The organism is Streptococcus gallolyticus subsp. gallolyticus DSM 16831 (assembly GCF_002000985.1).
Classification (GTDB): Bacteria; Bacillota; Bacilli; order Lactobacillales; family Streptococcaceae; genus Streptococcus; species Streptococcus gallolyticus.
Genome location: NZ_CP018822.1, coordinates 1,559,355 through 1,577,234 on the forward strand (window position 1 = coordinate 1,559,355; position 17,880 = coordinate 1,577,234).

14 protein-coding genes are annotated in these 17,880 nt (G+C 38.0%); 6 read left to right on the forward strand and 8 right to left on the reverse strand.

Annotated elements, in window-relative coordinates:
* Positions 1–133: 133 nt before the first annotated feature.
* The gene (locus BTR42_RS07845; RefSeq protein WP_009854490.1) at positions 134–1,159 is read right to left on the reverse strand and encodes a LacI family DNA-binding transcriptional regulator; all 1,026 of its coding nucleotides are present in this window, start codon (positions 1,157–1,159) and stop codon (positions 134–136) included.
* A gap of 319 nt (positions 1,160–1,478) precedes the next feature.
* Between BTR42_RS07845 and BTR42_RS07850 the strand changes: the two genes are divergently transcribed.
* The 3 genes from BTR42_RS07850 (at position 1,479) to BTR42_RS07860 (ending at position 5,068) form a co-directional block, all read left to right on the forward strand.
* Positions 1,479–2,735: an extracellular solute-binding protein gene (locus BTR42_RS07850; protein ID WP_009854491.1), complete on the forward strand. Its 1,257-nt coding sequence runs from the start codon at positions 1,479–1,481 to the stop codon at positions 2,733–2,735.
* Between the two features lie 129 nt (positions 2,736–2,864).
* Positions 2,865–4,232, forward strand: coding sequence for a carbohydrate ABC transporter permease (locus BTR42_RS07855; RefSeq protein WP_061458734.1), 1,368 nt, complete (start codon positions 2,865–2,867; stop codon positions 4,230–4,232).
* On the forward strand, positions 4,232–5,068 hold the full coding sequence (locus tag BTR42_RS07860) for a sugar ABC transporter permease (RefSeq protein ID WP_009854493.1): 837 nt from the start codon (positions 4,232–4,234) through the stop codon (positions 5,066–5,068). The genes BTR42_RS07855 and BTR42_RS07860 overlap by 1 nt, the downstream gene beginning before the upstream one ends.
* A 109-nt stretch (positions 5,069–5,177) precedes the next feature.
* Here BTR42_RS07860 and BTR42_RS07865 read toward each other — a convergent pair whose 3' ends face one another.
* Positions 5,178–5,642 carry an 8-oxo-dGTP diphosphatase gene (locus BTR42_RS07865; RefSeq protein ID WP_061459716.1) on the reverse strand — a complete coding sequence of 155 codons (465 nt, stop codon included), beginning with the start codon at positions 5,640–5,642 and terminating at the stop codon, positions 5,178–5,180.
* A 90-nt stretch (positions 5,643–5,732) separates the two neighbouring features.
* The gene (uvrB, locus tag BTR42_RS07870; protein ID WP_077497143.1) at positions 5,733–7,724 is read right to left on the reverse strand and encodes an excinuclease ABC subunit UvrB; all 1,992 of its coding nucleotides are present in this window, start codon (positions 7,722–7,724) and stop codon (positions 5,733–5,735) included.
* 188 nt (positions 7,725–7,912) lie between these two features.
* Here uvrB and BTR42_RS07875 point away from each other — a divergent pair, with 188 nt between their 5' ends.
* The 3 genes from BTR42_RS07875 to BTR42_RS07885 all read left to right on the forward strand — a co-directional run bounded on the left by BTR42_RS07875 (position 7,913) and on the right by BTR42_RS07885 (position 12,793).
* The gene (locus BTR42_RS07875; protein WP_074657592.1) at positions 7,913–10,138 is read left to right on the forward strand and encodes an ABC transporter substrate-binding protein/permease; all 2,226 of its coding nucleotides are present in this window, start codon (positions 7,913–7,915) and stop codon (positions 10,136–10,138) included.
* Positions 10,138–10,878: an amino acid ABC transporter ATP-binding protein gene (locus BTR42_RS07880; RefSeq protein ID WP_009854497.1), complete on the forward strand. Its 741-nt coding sequence runs from the start codon at positions 10,138–10,140 to the stop codon at positions 10,876–10,878. Before BTR42_RS07875 ends, BTR42_RS07880 begins: the two co-directional genes overlap by 1 nt.
* 415 nt (positions 10,879–11,293) lie before the next feature.
* A complete protein-coding gene (locus tag BTR42_RS07885; protein ID WP_077497145.1) occupies positions 11,294–12,793 on the forward strand; it encodes an ATP-binding cassette domain-containing protein in 1,500 nt (499 codons plus the stop codon).
* A 78-nt stretch (positions 12,794–12,871) separates the two neighbouring features.
* On the opposite strand, the gene BTR42_RS07890 is transcribed toward BTR42_RS07885, so the two are convergent.
* The 5 genes from BTR42_RS07890 to BTR42_RS07910 all read right to left on the reverse strand — a co-directional run bounded on the left by BTR42_RS07890 (position 12,872) and on the right by BTR42_RS07910 (position 17,573).
* Positions 12,872–13,054 (reverse strand): hypothetical protein, encoded by a 183-nt coding sequence (locus tag BTR42_RS07890; RefSeq protein ID WP_039692728.1) that lies wholly within the window; start codon positions 13,052–13,054, stop codon positions 12,872–12,874.
* A 410-nt stretch (positions 13,055–13,464) separates the two neighbouring features.
* Complete coding sequence (gene obgE, locus BTR42_RS07895) at positions 13,465–14,778, reverse strand: GTPase ObgE (RefSeq protein WP_077497147.1); 1,314 nt, start codon at positions 14,776–14,778, stop codon at positions 13,465–13,467.
* A gap of 85 nt (positions 14,779–14,863) precedes the next feature.
* Positions 14,864–14,992 (reverse strand): DUF4044 domain-containing protein, encoded by a 129-nt coding sequence (locus BTR42_RS07900; protein WP_003065505.1) that lies wholly within the window; start codon positions 14,990–14,992, stop codon positions 14,864–14,866.
* A gap of 81 nt (positions 14,993–15,073) precedes the next feature.
* A complete protein-coding gene (locus tag BTR42_RS07905; RefSeq protein ID WP_077497149.1) occupies positions 15,074–15,802 on the reverse strand; it encodes a pseudouridine synthase in 729 nt (242 codons plus the stop codon).
* A 124-nt stretch (positions 15,803–15,926) separates the two neighbouring features.
* A complete protein-coding gene (locus BTR42_RS07910; RefSeq protein ID WP_099046286.1) occupies positions 15,927–17,573 on the reverse strand; it encodes a peptide ABC transporter substrate-binding protein in 1,647 nt (548 codons plus the stop codon).
* Positions 17,574–17,880: the final 307 nt, after the last annotated feature.

Consider the following 17,880-nt stretch of genomic DNA (forward strand, 5'->3'; position numbering starts at 1 on the left):
AACCGTTTGCGTAAGTCAACTATTTTCTTAAAAAATTTTTACAAAAAAATCGCCCTACTAGCTAAAAAGCATTAGCTAATAAGGCGATATAGGGTATTAAAACAAAGCTAAAAAGTTATTGAACTCTTTTTAGTTAATCATTGACGTGTAATTGGCGTACACTTTCACGTTCTCTAAGTGTAAATGGAACAATAATTTTTTCAGTAATAGCTGTTTTAGGCGATTTAATCAACTCTACTAATCTTCTGAAACTTGTTCGTCCAAGATTTGAAACATTGATATCAAAGGTTGTTAAATACGGGTGAACTAGGGTTGAATACGCTGAGTTATTGAAAGTAATAATCGAAATATCATCAGGTACACTCAATTGATAATAAGATAAGAACTGCGTAATTCTAACCGAAATCGTATCTGCAATAACAATTAAAGCGGTTGCTTTGCTCTCTTCGATTTTTTGAATCAGTTCTTCTAATACCATAGGATCTCTACGGTCAAATAAGAGTGCAGGATTGCTATCAAGCTCTAATTTCTCCATGCCACGTAGGTAACCAAAATAACGTTCTGATGACACTTCAGATTTTAAATCATCTGTCACAAAAAGAATCTCACGATGTCCTTTTTGGTAAAGGTATTCTACTGCTTTTTTCCCCATTAATTGGTTATCATTATCAATATAAGTAATGTCGTTTTCAAAACCTTCTGGTGCTCCTACGATAACAAATGGCACATCATTGTCCATTAAATACTTACGAACAGGATCGTCAGGATCAGAATAAAGGATAATAAAACCATCAACGCGCTTCTGACGGTACATTAACTTAACCTGTTCTTCAAGTTCATCAACCGTCATCCCTGTTGCGATTGATACCGTAAAATCATTTAGTTTTGCTTCACTTGTAATTGTTGACAAAATCTGCATAAAGAAAGGTTCATTCAAACGATCTGGAGTCATTAATGGTGGAAAAATCAAACCAACGTTATAAGTCAAACCGCTTGCTAACATTTGCGCAGCAACATTGGGCACATAACCAAGCTCTGCCATCGCTTTCCGAACTTTGTCTTTTGTTTTCTGAGAAATGGATTTATTATCTTTTAAAACACGGCTAACTGTTGAAGGATTCACGCCAGCTTTAGCCGCTACATCTTTTATTGTAACCATCTAAGTCTCCTTTTCACTTTTCATTTTATAATAGATTTACAGTGCTGACAAGGTTTTACTTGCAAAATCTTATTTTACTCCCTATTATACATAAAAGCAGATTTTCTGCAATTGTTTGCTTTTATATCCTGCAACTTTTTTAACAAAAAATTTTTTATCGTTATGAAACCGCTTAAATTCAGCTTTTGTGACTATTTTTTTGTTTGAAAACTCAAATTTTTTAAATTTTTTTCAAAAAAACGCTTGACAATATCTGCAAACGGTTGCATAATATAACTGTAAAAATAATATTACTAATCTTTCTCTAGGAGGGGAAATCATGAAGAAGAACACATGGAAAAAAATGGTCCTTGCTGGTGCAGGTCTTACACTCGCAGGTAGCGTATTAGTCGCTTGCTCAAATTCCTCATCAAATAGTTCAAGCTCTTCATCAAGCAAGACTATTAAATTATGGGTTCCAACAGGCGCTAAAGAATCTTATTCAGAAGTCGTTAAACAATTCGAAGAAGAATCTGGCTACACTGTAAAAGTTGTTGAATCAAACGATTCAAAAGCACAAGAAAATGTTAAAAAAGACCCAGAAAAAGCTGCTGATGTCTTTTCACTCCCACATGACCAACTTGGTCAATTAGTAGAATCTGGTGTTATTCAAGAAGTTCCAGAAGAATATGCCAACGAAATTGCTGAAAACGATACCGACCAAGCAGTTGCTGGTGCTCAATACAATGGTAAAACATACGCCTTCCCATTCGGTATTGAATCACAAGTTCTCTTCTATAATAAGTCTAAACTTTCTGAAGAAGATGTTACTAACTATGAAACAATTACAAGCAAAGCTACATTTGGTGCTACTTTCAAATCAATGAATGCTTACGCTACTGCCCCACTTTTCATGTCAGTTGGTGACACATTATTCGGAGAAGACGGTGAAACAGTTGATGGCACAAACTGGGGTAACGAAGCTGGTGTATCTGTTCTCCAATGGATTTCAGACCAAAACTCAAACAGCGGATTTGTTAACCTAACAGCTGAAAACGCTATGTCTAAATTTGGTGATGGTAGTGTTGCTGCTATCGAAACAGGACCATGGGATTTGTCAGCTGCACAAGAAGCTATCGGTGAAGAAAATCTCGGTATCGCTGTTTACCCTACTGTAACAATCGGTGGAAACACTGTTCAACAAAAAGCTTTCCTTGGTGTTAAACTTTTCGCTGTAAACCAAGCACCTGCTGGTTCTGATACAGACCGTATCGCTGCTTCTTACAAACTTGCTTCAATGTTGACTAGCGCTGAAAGCCAAGAAAACCAATTCACTTACGAAGGACGTAACATCATCCCAGCGAACAAAGAAGTTCAAGAATCTGATACCGTTCAATCAAACGAATTGGCACAAGCAGTCATCAAGATGGCGTCATCATCTGACTACACAGTTGTTACACCTAAACTTAGTCAAATGACAACATTCTGGACTGAAAGTGCTGCTCTTCTCAGCGATGTCTATAATGGTAAAATTCAAAGTAGTGACTACCTCACTAAATTACAAGAATTTGACGCAGATTTAGCTGCTGCTGAGTAAGACGTATTAAAGTGGGGAGTCACTTCCCCACTTTATTTTTAGGTTAATCATTATAGAAGTTATTGCTAAGATATTTAAGCTTAAAACTTTTAGCAGTGACTTCCAATAATGATGTAAAAGGAGTTTTGTATGATTAATTCACAATATTTTGACAGTGTATCTGTTAAAGAAGCTTTCAAAAAAGGTGGCTTTGATACTAAACTGTCATTTCTGATTATGGGATTTTCAAATTTCTATCATAAACAGATTATTAAGGGATGTTTATTCTTACTTTCAGAAATCCTATTTTTGATTACTTTTGTTACTTCGATTATTCCGAGTTTGCAAGGGTTAATCACTTTGGGTACGCAAGAACAAGGACTTGTTGAGAAAACAGTTGGTGGCATTAAGATGAAAGTCGCTGTTGAGGGTGATAACTCAATGTTAATGCTAATCTTCGGTTTAGCAGCCTTGATTTTCTGCCTTGTCTTTGCTTACATTTACTGGTGTAACCTAAAAAGTGCGCGTAATCTTTATGTTCTAGATAAAGAAAACAAAAAGATTCCAACGTTCAAAGAAGATTTTGAAACACTTGCTAATGGTCGTTTCCACATGACTTTGATGGCAATTCCAATGATTGGTGTTCTGCTCTTTACTATCTTGCCATTGATTTACATGATTTGTTTGGCATTTACAAGTTATGACCACAATCACCTACCACCAAAGAGTCTCTTTGATTGGGTTGGTTTCACTAACTTTGGTAATATCTTCAACGGTCGTATGGCAGGAACATTCTTCCCAGTGCTTTCTTGGACCTTGATTTGGGCAGTATTTGCCACAGTAACAAACTTCTTCTTTGGTATTATTTTAGCTCTTATTATCAATACTAAAGGTTTGAAATTGAAGAAAATGTGGCGAACAATCTTTGTTATTACCATTGCGGTGCCACAATTCATTTCACTTCTTATCATGAGAAACTTGCTTAGCGATGCTGGTCCAATCAATGCTATTCTTGAAAAAATCGGACTCGTCTCAGCTGCTAATCCATTGCCGTTCTTATCTGATCCGCTTTGGGCCAAGTTCTCAATTATCATCGTCAACATGTGGGTTGGTATTCCTGTAACAATGTTGGTTGCTACTGGTATCATCATGAACTTGCCACAAGAGCAAATTGAAGCTGCTGAAATTGACGGAGCAAGCAAATTCCAGATTTTCAAATCAATCACATTCCCTCAAATCTTACTGGTTATGATGCCGAACTTGATTCAACAATTTATCGGTAACATCAACAACTTCAACGTTATCTACCTCCTTACTGGTGGTGGTCCTACTAACTCTAATTTCTATCAAGCTGGTAGCACAGACTTGCTTGTTACATGGCTTTACAATTTGACAGTTACTGCAGCAGACTACAACCTTGCTTCTGTTATCGGTATCATCATCTTTGTTCTTTCTGCCGTGTTCAGTCTTCTAGCTTACACAAGAACAAGTTCTTATAAGGAAGGGGTTGCGAAATAATGAAAAACAAAAAACGATTAAGATTGACGTTTGTCTATATTTTACTGATTGTTTTATCAATCATCTGGCTCTTTCCAATTGTTTGGGTTGTCCTTACAAGTTTCCGTGGCGAAGGAACAGCTTATGTTAACTACTTCATTCCAAAAACTTGGACGCTGGATAATTACATCAAACTATTCACATCAGATGCCTTTCCTTTTGGACAATGGTTCTTAAATACATTGCTAGTTGCAACAGCATCTTGTATCATTTCAACCTTTATCACGGTTGCTATGGCTTACTCACTCAGTCGTATCAAATTTAAACACCGCAACGGTTTCTTGAAACTAGCGCTTGTACTTAATATGTTCCCTGGCTTTATGAGTATGATTGCCGTTTACTACATCTTAAAAGCCTTTAACCTTGACCAAACCCTTCTTGCCCTTGTCTTGGTTTACTCAGCTGGTGCGGCACTAGGCTTCTATATTGCCAAAGGGTTCTTTGATACCATTCCTTACTCACTTGATGAATCTGCCATGATTGATGGAGCAACACGCGCTGATATTTTCTTTAAAATTACACTTCCTCTTTCAAAACCAATTATCGTTTATACAGCGCTTATGGCTTTCATCGGACCTTGGATTGACTTCATCTTTGCTAAGGTTATCTTAGGAGATGCGACAAGTAAATACACCGTTGCCATTGGACTCTTCTCAATGTTGCAACAAGATACCATCAATGATTGGTTCATGTCATTTACAGCAGGTTCAGTTATTATCGCCATTCCAATCACATTACTCTTCATGTTTATGCAAAAATACTACGTGGAAGGTATTACTGGCGGTTCTGTTAAGTAATCTAAAACCTAGCATTTCCCCTTCTAAATTAATTATCAAAAACAGCTTAGAACGATTGTTCCAAGCTGTTTTATTTTTACTACATCATTATAGTAGAAAATTTTGTTTCTTACCAAAATTCGCGTAAGAAATCATCTTTCAAACGTTCACGGTAAAAGAGTTCGTTGAGGTCATCTTCCTCAAAAACGCGAAGCAAATTGAGCATATCATAAGCTAAATCTAGTTTTGGTAATTCCTTGCGAGGAACCCATTTAATTTCGCCCTCATCAGTCGAATGAATATCACCGACGTAGTCAGAAGCTCGATATAAGAAAACAAGGTAGCGTTCATCTTCTTTAGTGTACCAATGTTTCATTCCCACTAATTGTGGATTGTTAATCGTCAAACCAGTTTCTTCCTTAACTTCACGAATAACAGACTCAACCAAGCCTTCGTGTGGCTCAATATGCCCTCCAGGAAGCGCATAACCTGACCAACGATAACGTTTTGGGTCACGAATCTGCATGACTACATTCCCCTGACCGTCCTCAATTAAGCACATATTTGTTAAAATCACACTCTGTGCACGTGACATATTTTCCTCCGAATTCTATTTTCTACGCTAATACTTAATATTAATTGTTTTTAAGATGTTCTAAAGTGAACTTTTACATGAATCTCAATTCTAATCCATGGCTTTCAATTCTAATACCATATCACGCAATTGGGCAGCAAGTTCGAAATCGAGCATTTCTGCTGCTTCTTGCATTTGTTTTTGAAGTTTCTTAATTGTCTCTTGACGTTCTGCTTTCGTCATAGCATTGTAATCTGGAATATCTTCTGCGACATCTGTATCAGAACTTTTCGAAATGGCAATCAAATCGCGAATATCTTTTTTGATTGTTTGCGGAATAATACCATGCTCTTCATTGTAACGCATTTGAATTTCACGACGACGCGCCGTTTCGTCCATGGCTTTTTGCATAGATTCTGTAATCTTATCAGCATACATGATAACATGCCCCTCGCTGTTTCGCGCTGCACGCCCAATCGTTTGAATAAGACCACGTTCATTGCGCAAGAATCCTTCCTTGTCCGCATCAAGAATGGCAACCAAGCTCACTTCTGGGACGTCAATTCCTTCACGGAGCAAATTAATCCCAATCAAGACATCAAAAACACCTAGACGCAAATCACGAATGATCTCCGTACGTTCCAACGTTTTAATATCTGAATGCATATACTTGACTTTGACCCCCATTTCTTTGAGGTAATCAGTCAAATCTTCTGCCATTTTCTTAGTTAATGTTGTAATGAAGGTGCGTTCGCCTTTTTCAGCACGGCTATTGATTTCACCGAGCAAATCATCCATTTGTCCCATGGTTGGACGCACTTCCACTTCAGGGTCAAGTAAACCAGTTGGACGAATGATTTGTTCAACAACAGTATCAGTTTGTTCCAGCTCGTAATCCCCTGGGGTGGCTGACACGTAAACAATTTGGTGAACATGACTTTCAAATTCTTCACGGCGCAAAGGACGATTATCAAGCGCACTTGGCAAACGAAAACCATAATTAACCAGCATTTCCTTACGCGAACGGTCTCCGTTATACATTCCTTTGATTTGACCCATGGTCATGTGACTTTCATCGACCATAATAAGGAAATCTTCTGGGAAGAAATCAAGTAAGGTAAACGGCGGCTCCCCTTCTGAACGACCGTCCATATGACGCGAATAATTTTCGACACCATTCGTATAGCCCATTTCACGAAGCATTTCAACATCGTATTCCGTTCTTTGGCGAATACGCTGCGCTTCTATCAACTTTCCTTCTGCCTCAAACTGCTTGACCTGCTCTTCCATTTCTTCCAAAATGTTGTGAATGGCGTGCTCCATATGTTCCTCATTGGTCATGAAGTGTGTAGCAGGGAAAATCGCTAAATGTTCCACCTCACCAAGAACTTTACCTGTCAAACTTTCGATTTCTCGAATACGGTCAATTTCGTCACCAAAAAATTCCACACGAAAAGCGTGCTCATCACGACTGGCTGGGAAAATTTCGACAACGTCGCCACGCACACGAAAACGGCCACGTTGAAAATCAATGTCATTTCGTTCAAATTGAATGTCAACCAAATCGTTTAACAATTGGTCACGTGATATTTCTTGCCCAGGTCGCAAACTAACCACACTATCAGCATATTCTTTTGGTGACCCCAAACCATAGATACACGATACCGACGCTACTACGATAACGTCATTACGCTCTAGTAGGGCTGATGTTGCTGAATGGCGCAATTTATCGATTTCATCATTTACCGAGCTATCTTTTTCAATATAAGTATCGCTAGAAGGCACATAAGCTTCTGGTTGATAGTAATCATAATAAGACACAAAATATTCAACAGCATTGTCTGGGAAAAATTCTTTGAATTCCCCATAAAGTTGCCCAGCCAAAGTTTTATTATGAGCAATAACCAACGTTGGTTTGTTGACCTTAGCAATAACTTGGCTCATCGTATAAGTCTTACCAGTTCCTGTTGCTCCAAGAAGAATTTGAGCTTTTTCCCCACCTTCAATATTATCCACCAAAGCCTCAATAGCTTCTGGTTGGTCTCCAGACGGTTGGTATTTTGATACTAATTTAAATTGATTGTTCTCTACTCTATCTATCATGATAATCCTCAAAACTGAAATTTATTACTCTTATTGTAACACAAGTCAGTAAAAAAGGGATTTTTAGACTATTATTGCTAAAATTATAGTATTTCATGTAAGGTTTTCTAACATCACATGTTTCTTAAATTTGCCTTAATGTCTGAATTTTGGTATAATAATACTATTCTAACCAAAAGGAGACTAACATGAAGCACAAATTGAAAGCTCTTATGCTAGCAATATTCTCTGTATTCTTTGTGTTTGGTGTCAAAGCTCAAGCGGACACAATTAGCATTGTATCTGATACAGCTTATGCCCCATTCGAATTTAAAGATTCAGATCAAACTTATAAAGGGATTGATGTTGATATCATCAAAGAAGTCGCTGAACGCGAGGGATGGGACTACGAACAAACTTACCCCGGTTTTGATGCTGCAGTAAACGCTGTTCAAGCGGGACAAGCGGATGCTCTTATGGCAGGAACAACCGTTACTGATGCACGTAAGAAAGTCTTTACTTTCTCTGATACCTATTATGATACTTCAATCGTTATCTACACCAAAAGTGGTAACACAGCCATTTCAAAATATAGCCAATTAAAAGGTAAAACTGTCGGTGTTAAAAATGGTACTGCTGCCCAAACTTGGCTTGACGAACATGCTGATAAATATGGCTATACTGTCAAAACATTTGATACTAGCGATTTGATGAATAACAGCCTTGATTCTGGTTCTATTGATGCAGCGATGGACGACACACCAGTTGTTCAATACGCTATCAATCAAGGAAAATCATATGAAATCAATATCGATGCAGAATCAATCGGAAGCTTCGCTTTTGCTGTTAAAAAAGGAAGCAGCTACGAATATTTGATTGATGAATTCAACGAGGCTCTTGCTGCTATGAAAGAAGACGGTACTTATGACCAAATCATGCAAAAATGGTTAGGTGATTCGTATACATCTTCTTCAACAAGCTCATCATCTAATAGTTCAGCCGCTTCAAGTACCTTAACATTAACTGGAGACGCTTCTGCTAAAGCTACACCCGTTAAAAGTACTTACAAAATCGTCATGGACTCTTCTTTCGCACCATTTGAATACCAAAATGATTCTGGTGAATACGAAGGTATCGACGTTGAATTGATTAAAGCTATCGCTGAACAACAAGGTTTCAACGTTGAAATTTCTAACCCTGGTTTTGATGCTGCGCTTAACGCGGTTCAAGCGGGACAAGCGGATGCGGTCATGGCAGGTATGTCAATCACAGACGCTCGTAAAGAAATTTTTGATTTCTCTGATGCTTACTACACTTCAAATATCTTACTTGCTGTAAAATCTGGTAGCAGCGTTAAAAGTTATAGTGATTTGAAAGGCTTAACTGTCGGAGCTAAAAACGGAACATCATCTTACACATGGTTATCTGAACACGCTGACGAATACGGTTATACCTTGAAAGCTTTTGACGAAGCCTCAACAATGTATGACAGCTTGAACTCCGGTTCTATTGATGCCTTAATGGATGATGAAGCCGTTCTACTCTACGCTATCCAACAAGGACGTGATTTTGAAACACCTATCGCTGGGGAAAAATCCGGTGAATACGGATTTGCCGTTAGCAAAGGTTCTAACCCAGAATTGATTGAAATGTTCAACAACGGTCTTGCTGCCTTAGTTGAATCTGGCGAATACGACGAAATCGTCAATAAATACCTTGGTACAAGCGATAGTTCAAGTTCAAGCTCAAGTTCATCAAGCGTTGATGAAACAACAATCTGGGGACTCCTAAAAAATAACTATTCACAATTGCTTTCAGGTTTAGGCAAGACACTTAGCTTAACACTGATTTCATTTGCAATTGCCATGGTTATTGGTATTATCTTTGGTATGATGGCTGTTGCGCCAAACAAAGTTCTTCGTACTATTTCAGCTGTCTTTGTTGACATCGTACGCGGTATCCCATTGATGATTGTAGCTGCCTTTATCTTCTGGGGAATTCCAAACCTTCTCGAGTCTATCACTGGCAAACAAAGCCCAATCAACGATTTCGTTGCAGCTACTATTGCGCTTTCGCTTAATGGTGGTGCTTACATTGCAGAAATCGTCCGTGGTGGTATCGAGGCTGTTCCTCAAGGTCAAATGGAAGCCAGCCGTAGTTTAGGTATTTCATATGGTAAGACAATGCAAAAAATCATCTTGCCACAAGCTGTTCGCCTAATGCTACCAAACTTCATCAACCAATTCGTTATTTCATTGAAAGATACAACTATCGTATCAGCAATTGGTCTTGTTGAACTCTTCCAAACTGGTAAAATCATCATTGCTCGTAACTACCAATCTTTCCGTATGTATGCTATCTTAGCAGTTATCTACCTTGTAATGATCACCCTTTTGACACGTTTAGCAAAACGTCTAGAAAAGAGGCTTAAATAATGGCAGAATTAAAAATTGATGTACAAGATTTGCACAAATCTTATGGAGATAATGAGGTCCTAAAAGGAATCACAACTCAGTTCCACGAAGGTGATGTTGTTTGTATTATCGGTCCTTCAGGTTCAGGAAAATCAACATTCCTACGTACCCTCAACTTACTTGAAACAATCACAAGTGGAAAAGTTATCGTTGACGGTCATGAACTTTCTGACCCAAAAACTGATGTCGATAAAGTTCGTGAGGATATCGGAATGGTATTCCAACACTTTAACCTTTTCCCACACATGACAGTTCTTGAAAACATTACCTTTGCGCCTATCGAACTAGGTAAGGAAAGTAAAGAAGAGGCAGAAAAACATGCCATGGAACTTCTTGAACAAGTCGGCTTAGCTGATAAACGTGACGCAAAACCCGAAAGCTTATCAGGGGGACAAAAACAACGTGTGGCTATCGCTCGCAGTTTAGCTATGAATCCTGATATCATGCTTTTTGACGAACCTACTTCTGCACTTGACCCAGAAATGGTCGGAGACGTTCTTAACGTTATGAAAAATCTTGCAGAACAAGGCATGACAATGTTAATCGTCACTCACGAAATGGGATTTGCTCGTAAAGTTGCCAACCGCGTTATCTTTACTGACGGCGGTGAATTCCTCGAAGACGGCACACCAGAACAAATCTTCGACAACCCACAACACCCACGCCTAAAAGACTTCCTTGATAAAGTCTTGAATGTGTGATAAATCAAAAAGGTCGGATGCTAAGGCATCTCGACCTTTTACGTCACCTACTATTTGGTAGGTGACTAGATTTCTCACTAGGTTAAGTTAAAGCTGTTAGGTTTCTACGCTAGGTATTACAGCGCTTAGCTAACTCACTTATTAACACTACCTACTATAACCTTTGACTTTTATAGCACCTTTTGATAAACTAATATCAAATTAACATTTAGGAGGAAAAGGAGCAATGAACAACTAAGAACAGAATTTTTGATACTACCATATCAAGTTTTGTTTTTAGTGCGCTCTTTAATAAACTTCCTCAGCTAATAGATGGCTATTTCCCGCCTTTATTAGTGCTATTTTGTTTTATTAATAGAAAGCCTCACTCTCTACTTGATTTGGTAGAGAGTTTTTTATTGAAAGCGAGGTTCTTATGCTACAAATTAATCATTTAACAATTACACATCTTAAAGACTTAACACAGCTTATTTCTGATTTAAATGTAATCGTCAATTCTGGGGATAAATTAGCTATTATTGGCGAAGAGGGTACTGGGAAGTCAACACTTTTAAAGGCTATTTTGTCTCCGCAATTAATGGCTAACTACTGTATTCTCGAGGGAAAAATTGATAATCATTTTCCCAAAATTGGATATTTACCACAAGCTTTGTCACAAAAACAAGAAAAGATGACAGTTTCAGAATTTCTTTATGATAATTTAGATTATGTTAGTTTCGATTTCAATGCTTTTTACCAAATGGCTGCGCGATTAGATTTGGATATTCAATCCTTAGAAAATAGAAATCAGAGTTTGAAAAGTTTATCTGGTGGAGAAAAATTAAAGTTACAACTTGCTAAACTGGTTGGTGAAACCAATGATTTACTCTTACTAGATGAACCCTCTAGCGACCTTGATGCGCAGGCAATTAATACTTTACAAGCATTCATTCAATCATCTGACAAAACAATTATTTTTATCTCTCATGATGAAGCCCTGCTAGAAAAAACTGCTACTGCTATTCTACACCTTGAATTAATAAAGCGTCGTCAAGTTGCTCGCGCAAGCTACTTTTCAGGAAGTTACACAGATTATATGACTTATCGTCACAAAGCTTATACCAAACAACTGGGACAAGCCAAAAACGACCGCAGTATAAAAGCTAAAAGAGACGCTAAAATACAACGGCTTCATCAGGCGGCAGAATATAATGTGCGAAATACTCATGATAGCACTATGGGAAGATTAGCGGCTAAAAAGATGAAAAATGTCTTATCTCTTGAAAAACGGTATGTCAAAGAAGAAGAAAAAATGGTCGATTTTCCTGAAGAAATGGATAGTATAAAACTATTTTTCGATGATATTGTCCCTCTCGATAAAAAGAAAAAACTTCTGTCTTGGGGCAATCATGATTTATCAACCGGCCAAAAAGTCAGTTTAACCATTTTAGGTCAAGATAAACTGGTGATTACTGGGAGAAACGGTATCGGAAAAACACGTCTGCTCGCACAAATTTACCAAGAGCTAGATAAAAATCATTTTTCAATCGGTTATATGCCACAAGATTACGATAGTGTTTTTAGCAAAGAAATGACCGCTCTAACATTTTTAACACAGGTATCAGACAGCGAAAAAGCTCGAACACTCCTTGCCAGCCTTCAATTTACAAGACAAGAAATCGAGCACTCCGTCCTTGAACTTTCAGGTGGGCAAAAAGCAAAATTATTCTTAGCACGTATGGTTTTAGCCCAAAATCATATCTTAATTCTTGATGAGCCGACAAGGCATTTTTCACCAACTAGTCAGCCATTAATCAGAGAACTTTTAAGAAATTTTAACGGCTGTATTATCAGTGTTTCTCACGATAGAAAATTCATTGACGACATTGCTAATCTACGTTATCAATTAACTGACAAAGAACTTCAAAAATATTAAAAAAACTGTCCACTGGACAGTTTTTTCATGAGCCTGAAAATTAAAAAGCGAGTTTTATGCAGGTAAGTAAGGCGAGTATTATGATTCTTGATCCTTGGCTTCGCCTGCTTTTTCTTTAGCTAATTTTTCGCGCTCCAAGCGCAAACGTCGATTTGGATTAAGGGTATTGAAAAGTTCTTCTAGCTTTTCAGCATTCCAAACATCGGCTGCTGATACAAAATTACCATCTTTATCTCGAAAAGATATCGGTTTATCACCCATAAGAACCTCCAGTAAAATGTAATATAAGCTCAATTGTGAATCATCACAATTCCTATTAATCTTTAAAATTTATAATTCTTCCAATTTAAGCAAACCAGCACAGCAATCAAACACGTCGTTAGAACATACGTTACGACGTGAGAAAATGGTTTCGATAATAAACCATTTTCGAGCTAGTAAGATGCCTAGGCAATACTTAATAGAACTGTTACGACACGGAGTTAAGACAGTCGATACTTACTGTCTTAACGTAGTTAGTAAGTTGGTAGCTAGTCCACTATAACGGCTAACATAGCAACTGAACACGTCCTACGAGCTATGCAAAAAAGATAATTTTTTCCTAGAGCTCACGGCTCTTCGTCAAAATTCCTATTTTTGCTTTGCTCGCTTAACGGACTTTGTATCGTATTTTAATCCACAAATTCGAATTCGAAGTTTCCGATTCGGACAATGTCTCCGTCTTTAGCTCCGCGTTCGCGAAGGGCTTCATCAACCCCCATACCACGCAATTGGCGAGCAAATTTCATAACGGATTCATCACGTTCCATATTCGTCATGACAAAGAGTTTTTCAAGTTTTTCACCTGACAATACCCAAGCAGCATCGTCATCACGTGAAATTTCAAATGGACGTTCATCTGGGTCAAAGCCATAATAAACTTCTTCGTCAATCATGTCATCATCAGTGTAAAGCAAGAATTCATCTGTCTTAGCAAGCAATTCTGCTGTCGCTTCCATTAGATTTTCTAGCCCTTGATGCACCAAGCTTGAAATTGGGAAAATCATTGGCATTTCTTCAAAATCATCATAATTCGCTGCCAATTTTTCTTTGAAAATTTTCAAGTTTTCTTCCGCTTCTGGCATATCCATCTTGTTTGCAACAATGATTTGTGGACGTTCCATCAAACGAAGATTATAGGTTTCAAGCTCATTATTAATAGAAACATAATCTTCATACGGGTCACGACCTTCACTAGCTGACATATCAATCACGTGTAAGATAACGCGTGTACGCTCAATATGGCGAAGGAATTGTGTACCAAGTCCAACACCTTGTGAAGCGCCCTCAATCAACCCTGGAAGGTCGGCCATAGCAAAGCTATCACCTGATTTGGTACGAACCATTCCAAGATTAGGCACGATTGTTGTAAAGTGGTAAGCACCAATTTTAGGTTTAGCAGCTGTCACAACACTCAACAATGTTGATTTACCAACTGACGGGAATCCAACCAAACCAACGTCAGCCAAGATTTTCAATTCTAATTGAAGGTCACGTTCCTCACCAGGTTCACCATTTTCAGCGATTTCAGGTGCTGGGTTACGTGGTGTCGCAAAGCGAATATTACCACGTCCACCACGTCCACCACGAGCAACAACGAATTCTTGACCATTCTCAACAAGGTCAGTGATCACTTTATTGGTTTCCGCATCACGAACAGTTGTTCCTTGTGGGACACGGACAATAAGGTCCTCCGCACCACGTCCGTGCATTCCTTTTGTCATCCCTTTTTCACCAGATTTGGCTTTAAAAATACGATTATAACGGAAGTTCATCAAGGTACGAAGCCCTTCGTCAACTTTAAAGATGACTGAACCACCTTTACCGCCATCACCGCCCCAAGGTCCACCGTTAGGGACGTATTTTTCACGACGAAAGGCAACCATTCCGTCACCACCACGACCAGCTTTTACGCTAATTTTGGCAGTATCTAAAAACATACTCATTATTAATTCCTATTCTTTCATTATTGTAAAAATTGCTTTAAAGTTTGATGGGTTAAAGCATAAAAAAACGCCTCTTCAGCGTTCTTTAAATAATTGAACCAATTGCAGTCGCAATAAGACCACCTACGGTTACTAGAACCATTAAGATAACAACTACTAAAGTCAGTTTTTCAAACGCTGTTTTTTTACGTGGTCCGTTTTCACCAAATGCCACTTTAATACACCTCGCTCATTGAATTTATTACTATTATCTTAACATGATTGCCCCAAATAATCAAATAACTACTGCAGAAATTTACAATTCAACGTCAAATTCTTCAAGGCTTGCTAACTCATCATCTGTTAATCGACGCCACTCTCCAAGAGCCAATTGCTTATCCAATTGAAGTGGACCCATGCTGAGACGTTGAAGATCTGTCACTTTTTTACCACAGGCCTGTACCATGCGTTTGACTTGGTGGAATTTTCCCTCTTTAATGGTAATTTCAACAACACTTGTTCTTTCTGCTTCATTTGTTTCAAGAATCACCAACTGCGCTGGCTGACATGTAAAATCTTTCAAGTCAATACCGTTGGCAAAAGCTGCCACATCAGCGGTCGTCATCAGACCAGCAACTTTGGCTCGGTAAGTTTTATCAACATGTTTTTTAGGAGATAGCACGGCATGCGCTAACTTACCGTTATTAGTTAATAGTAAAAGCCCATGCGTATCAATATCCAAACGCCCAACTGGAAAAACTTCCTTATCCCAAGCTGTTTTATCGAGCAAATCTAAGACGGTTTTATGATGATTATCCTCCGTTGCTGAAATCACACCTTTTGGTTTATTCAACATATAATAAACGTATTTTTCATAAGAAAGCGTCTGCCCCTGACAACTAATCCGGTCGGCTTTCTCATCAATCTGTGTTTTAGGTGATATTTCCACTTTGCCATTAACAAGTACTTGTTTTTTCTTTAGCAGTTGTTTGACTTCCGTCCGCGACCCTATGCCTGCTTCTACTAAAAATTTATCTAACCGCATCTTCTTTCCTTTACCTATTCTTACGTTTTTCAAACAATTTCCTATCTATTGTATCATTTTTCAAGGCACAAATAAAACAAGGCGGGCAAAGCCCGAACCTTGTTTTACATTAATTTGATTGGATTTATTCTTTATATGCGTAAGTGAAATCTACTGACAAACCAGTTGAGCTACGAACAAGTCCTTTAAGGTCTGGATTTTGAAGTCCTTTACCACTACGGAAGTAGATTGGGTTATAAAGCGCATTATCATAAAGTGCTTTTTCAGCAGCTTTATAATCGTCTGCAGCAGCCGCTGGGTCTAAAGCATCTGTTGTGATTGCTTTTTGGTAAGCCGCATCATAATCTGCATTTGAGAATTTACCGTAGTTGTAAGATGAGTTAGTAGTGAACAGACCATAGAAAGTAGAACCTTCTGGATAGTCACCACCCCAAAGCACAAGAGCTACATCAAAGTTTTGGTTTTTAGTATCTTCAAGACGTTGTTTGAAAGTAACGAATTTTTCTTCGACTGTCAAACCTGAAAGAGTATTTTCCCAAGTTTCTTTGATATAGTCAACTGCAGCTTTTGCAACTGGTGCATCTGAATCAGCTGTGATTGTCAATGTAACTGAATCAGTACCAAGTTCTGCCAAACCTTCTTTGAAGAGTTTAGCTGCTTCTTCTTCATCATGGCTATAACCTGGAGAAACATATTCAGCCAAATCAGTACCGTCTGGCAATGTTTCAAGACCCGTAGGCGCAAGAGCTGTCGCAGCTGTTGAACCAGTATCGATAGCAGCTTTTACAATTCCTTCACGGTCAGTTGCCAAGTTAAGGGCTTGACGAATTTTAGTGTTGTTCAAAGCAGTTACAGTACCTGTTTGGTTATAAACCATGTAGGCTGTTGTAGCTTCTGGAACGTCAACAACATCATCACGATTTTTATTAGCTTTGTATGTTGCTTCAGTATTTGAGATGTTTGCGTAATCAAGGTCACCATCTTTGTACATTTGCACAGCTGTATCTGGTTTCTTAATCGTTTGGATGTTTACTTTCTTAGTTTTAACATCTTTAGCATCCCAATAGTATTTATTTTTCACAAGAGTGAATGTTCCGCTTGTTCCGTTCCAATCTTCAACGGTATATGGTCCAGAATACAATGATTTTTCAGAAGTTGTTCCGTAATCATCACCAGCTTCTTCAACAAAGTCTTTGCTTTGTGGCATGAAGTTCGCAAATGAAAGCAAGCTCATAAACTGTGGTGAAGGGTCAGACAAAGTGAAAATAAGTTTATTTCCATCTGCTTTGACACCCAATTCATCAACACTCTTAGTTCCTGCAATAACTTCTTCAGCATTCAAGACATGTGCGTCTGATACAAGATAAGCGTACTCTGAAGCAGTTGCAGGGTCAACAATACGTTGCCAGCTGTACACAAAGTCTTCTGCTGTCAAATCACTACCGTCTGACCATTTAAGGTCATCGCGAAGTGTTGCTGTATAAGTCAAGCCATCATCAGATACTTCTACTTTTTCAGCCAAATCAGGTTGTAACTCACCATCTTCATCACGACGAAGAAGGTTACTTCCTGAGTTACCGATAGCAATTGATGAATAAGTATCTGTAACTTTTGAAATGTCCAAGGTACTAATTTCAGTTGGGATAAACCAATTGATTTCATCACTTGAAGAAGATGATGAACTGCTGCTATTGCCACAAGCTGCTAGAACAGCCGCTGATAACAAGGTCACAGCTCCTAGACCTACACGTTTCCAATTTTTAATCTCCATAATGGATCCTCCTACCATAAACTTTCTTTCGGTATGTTAACTATTATAACACAGTATTTTCTAAAAATACAGAAAATTTGTAAATTAATTAATTTTTCAAAAAGCTTGGTTACATTTATTTTTCACTCATTTTACACACTTTTATGAGAACGAACGCCAAAATATGCATAAAAATGCTATTTTATGCACTTTTACGTCTTTTTAGCGTTTTTATTTTTAATAATTATTAAAAATTTGAATATTCCAAGTGTTTTTTGTTTTATCATACAAACAATATCAGAAAATCTAACATCAAAATTCAACATTA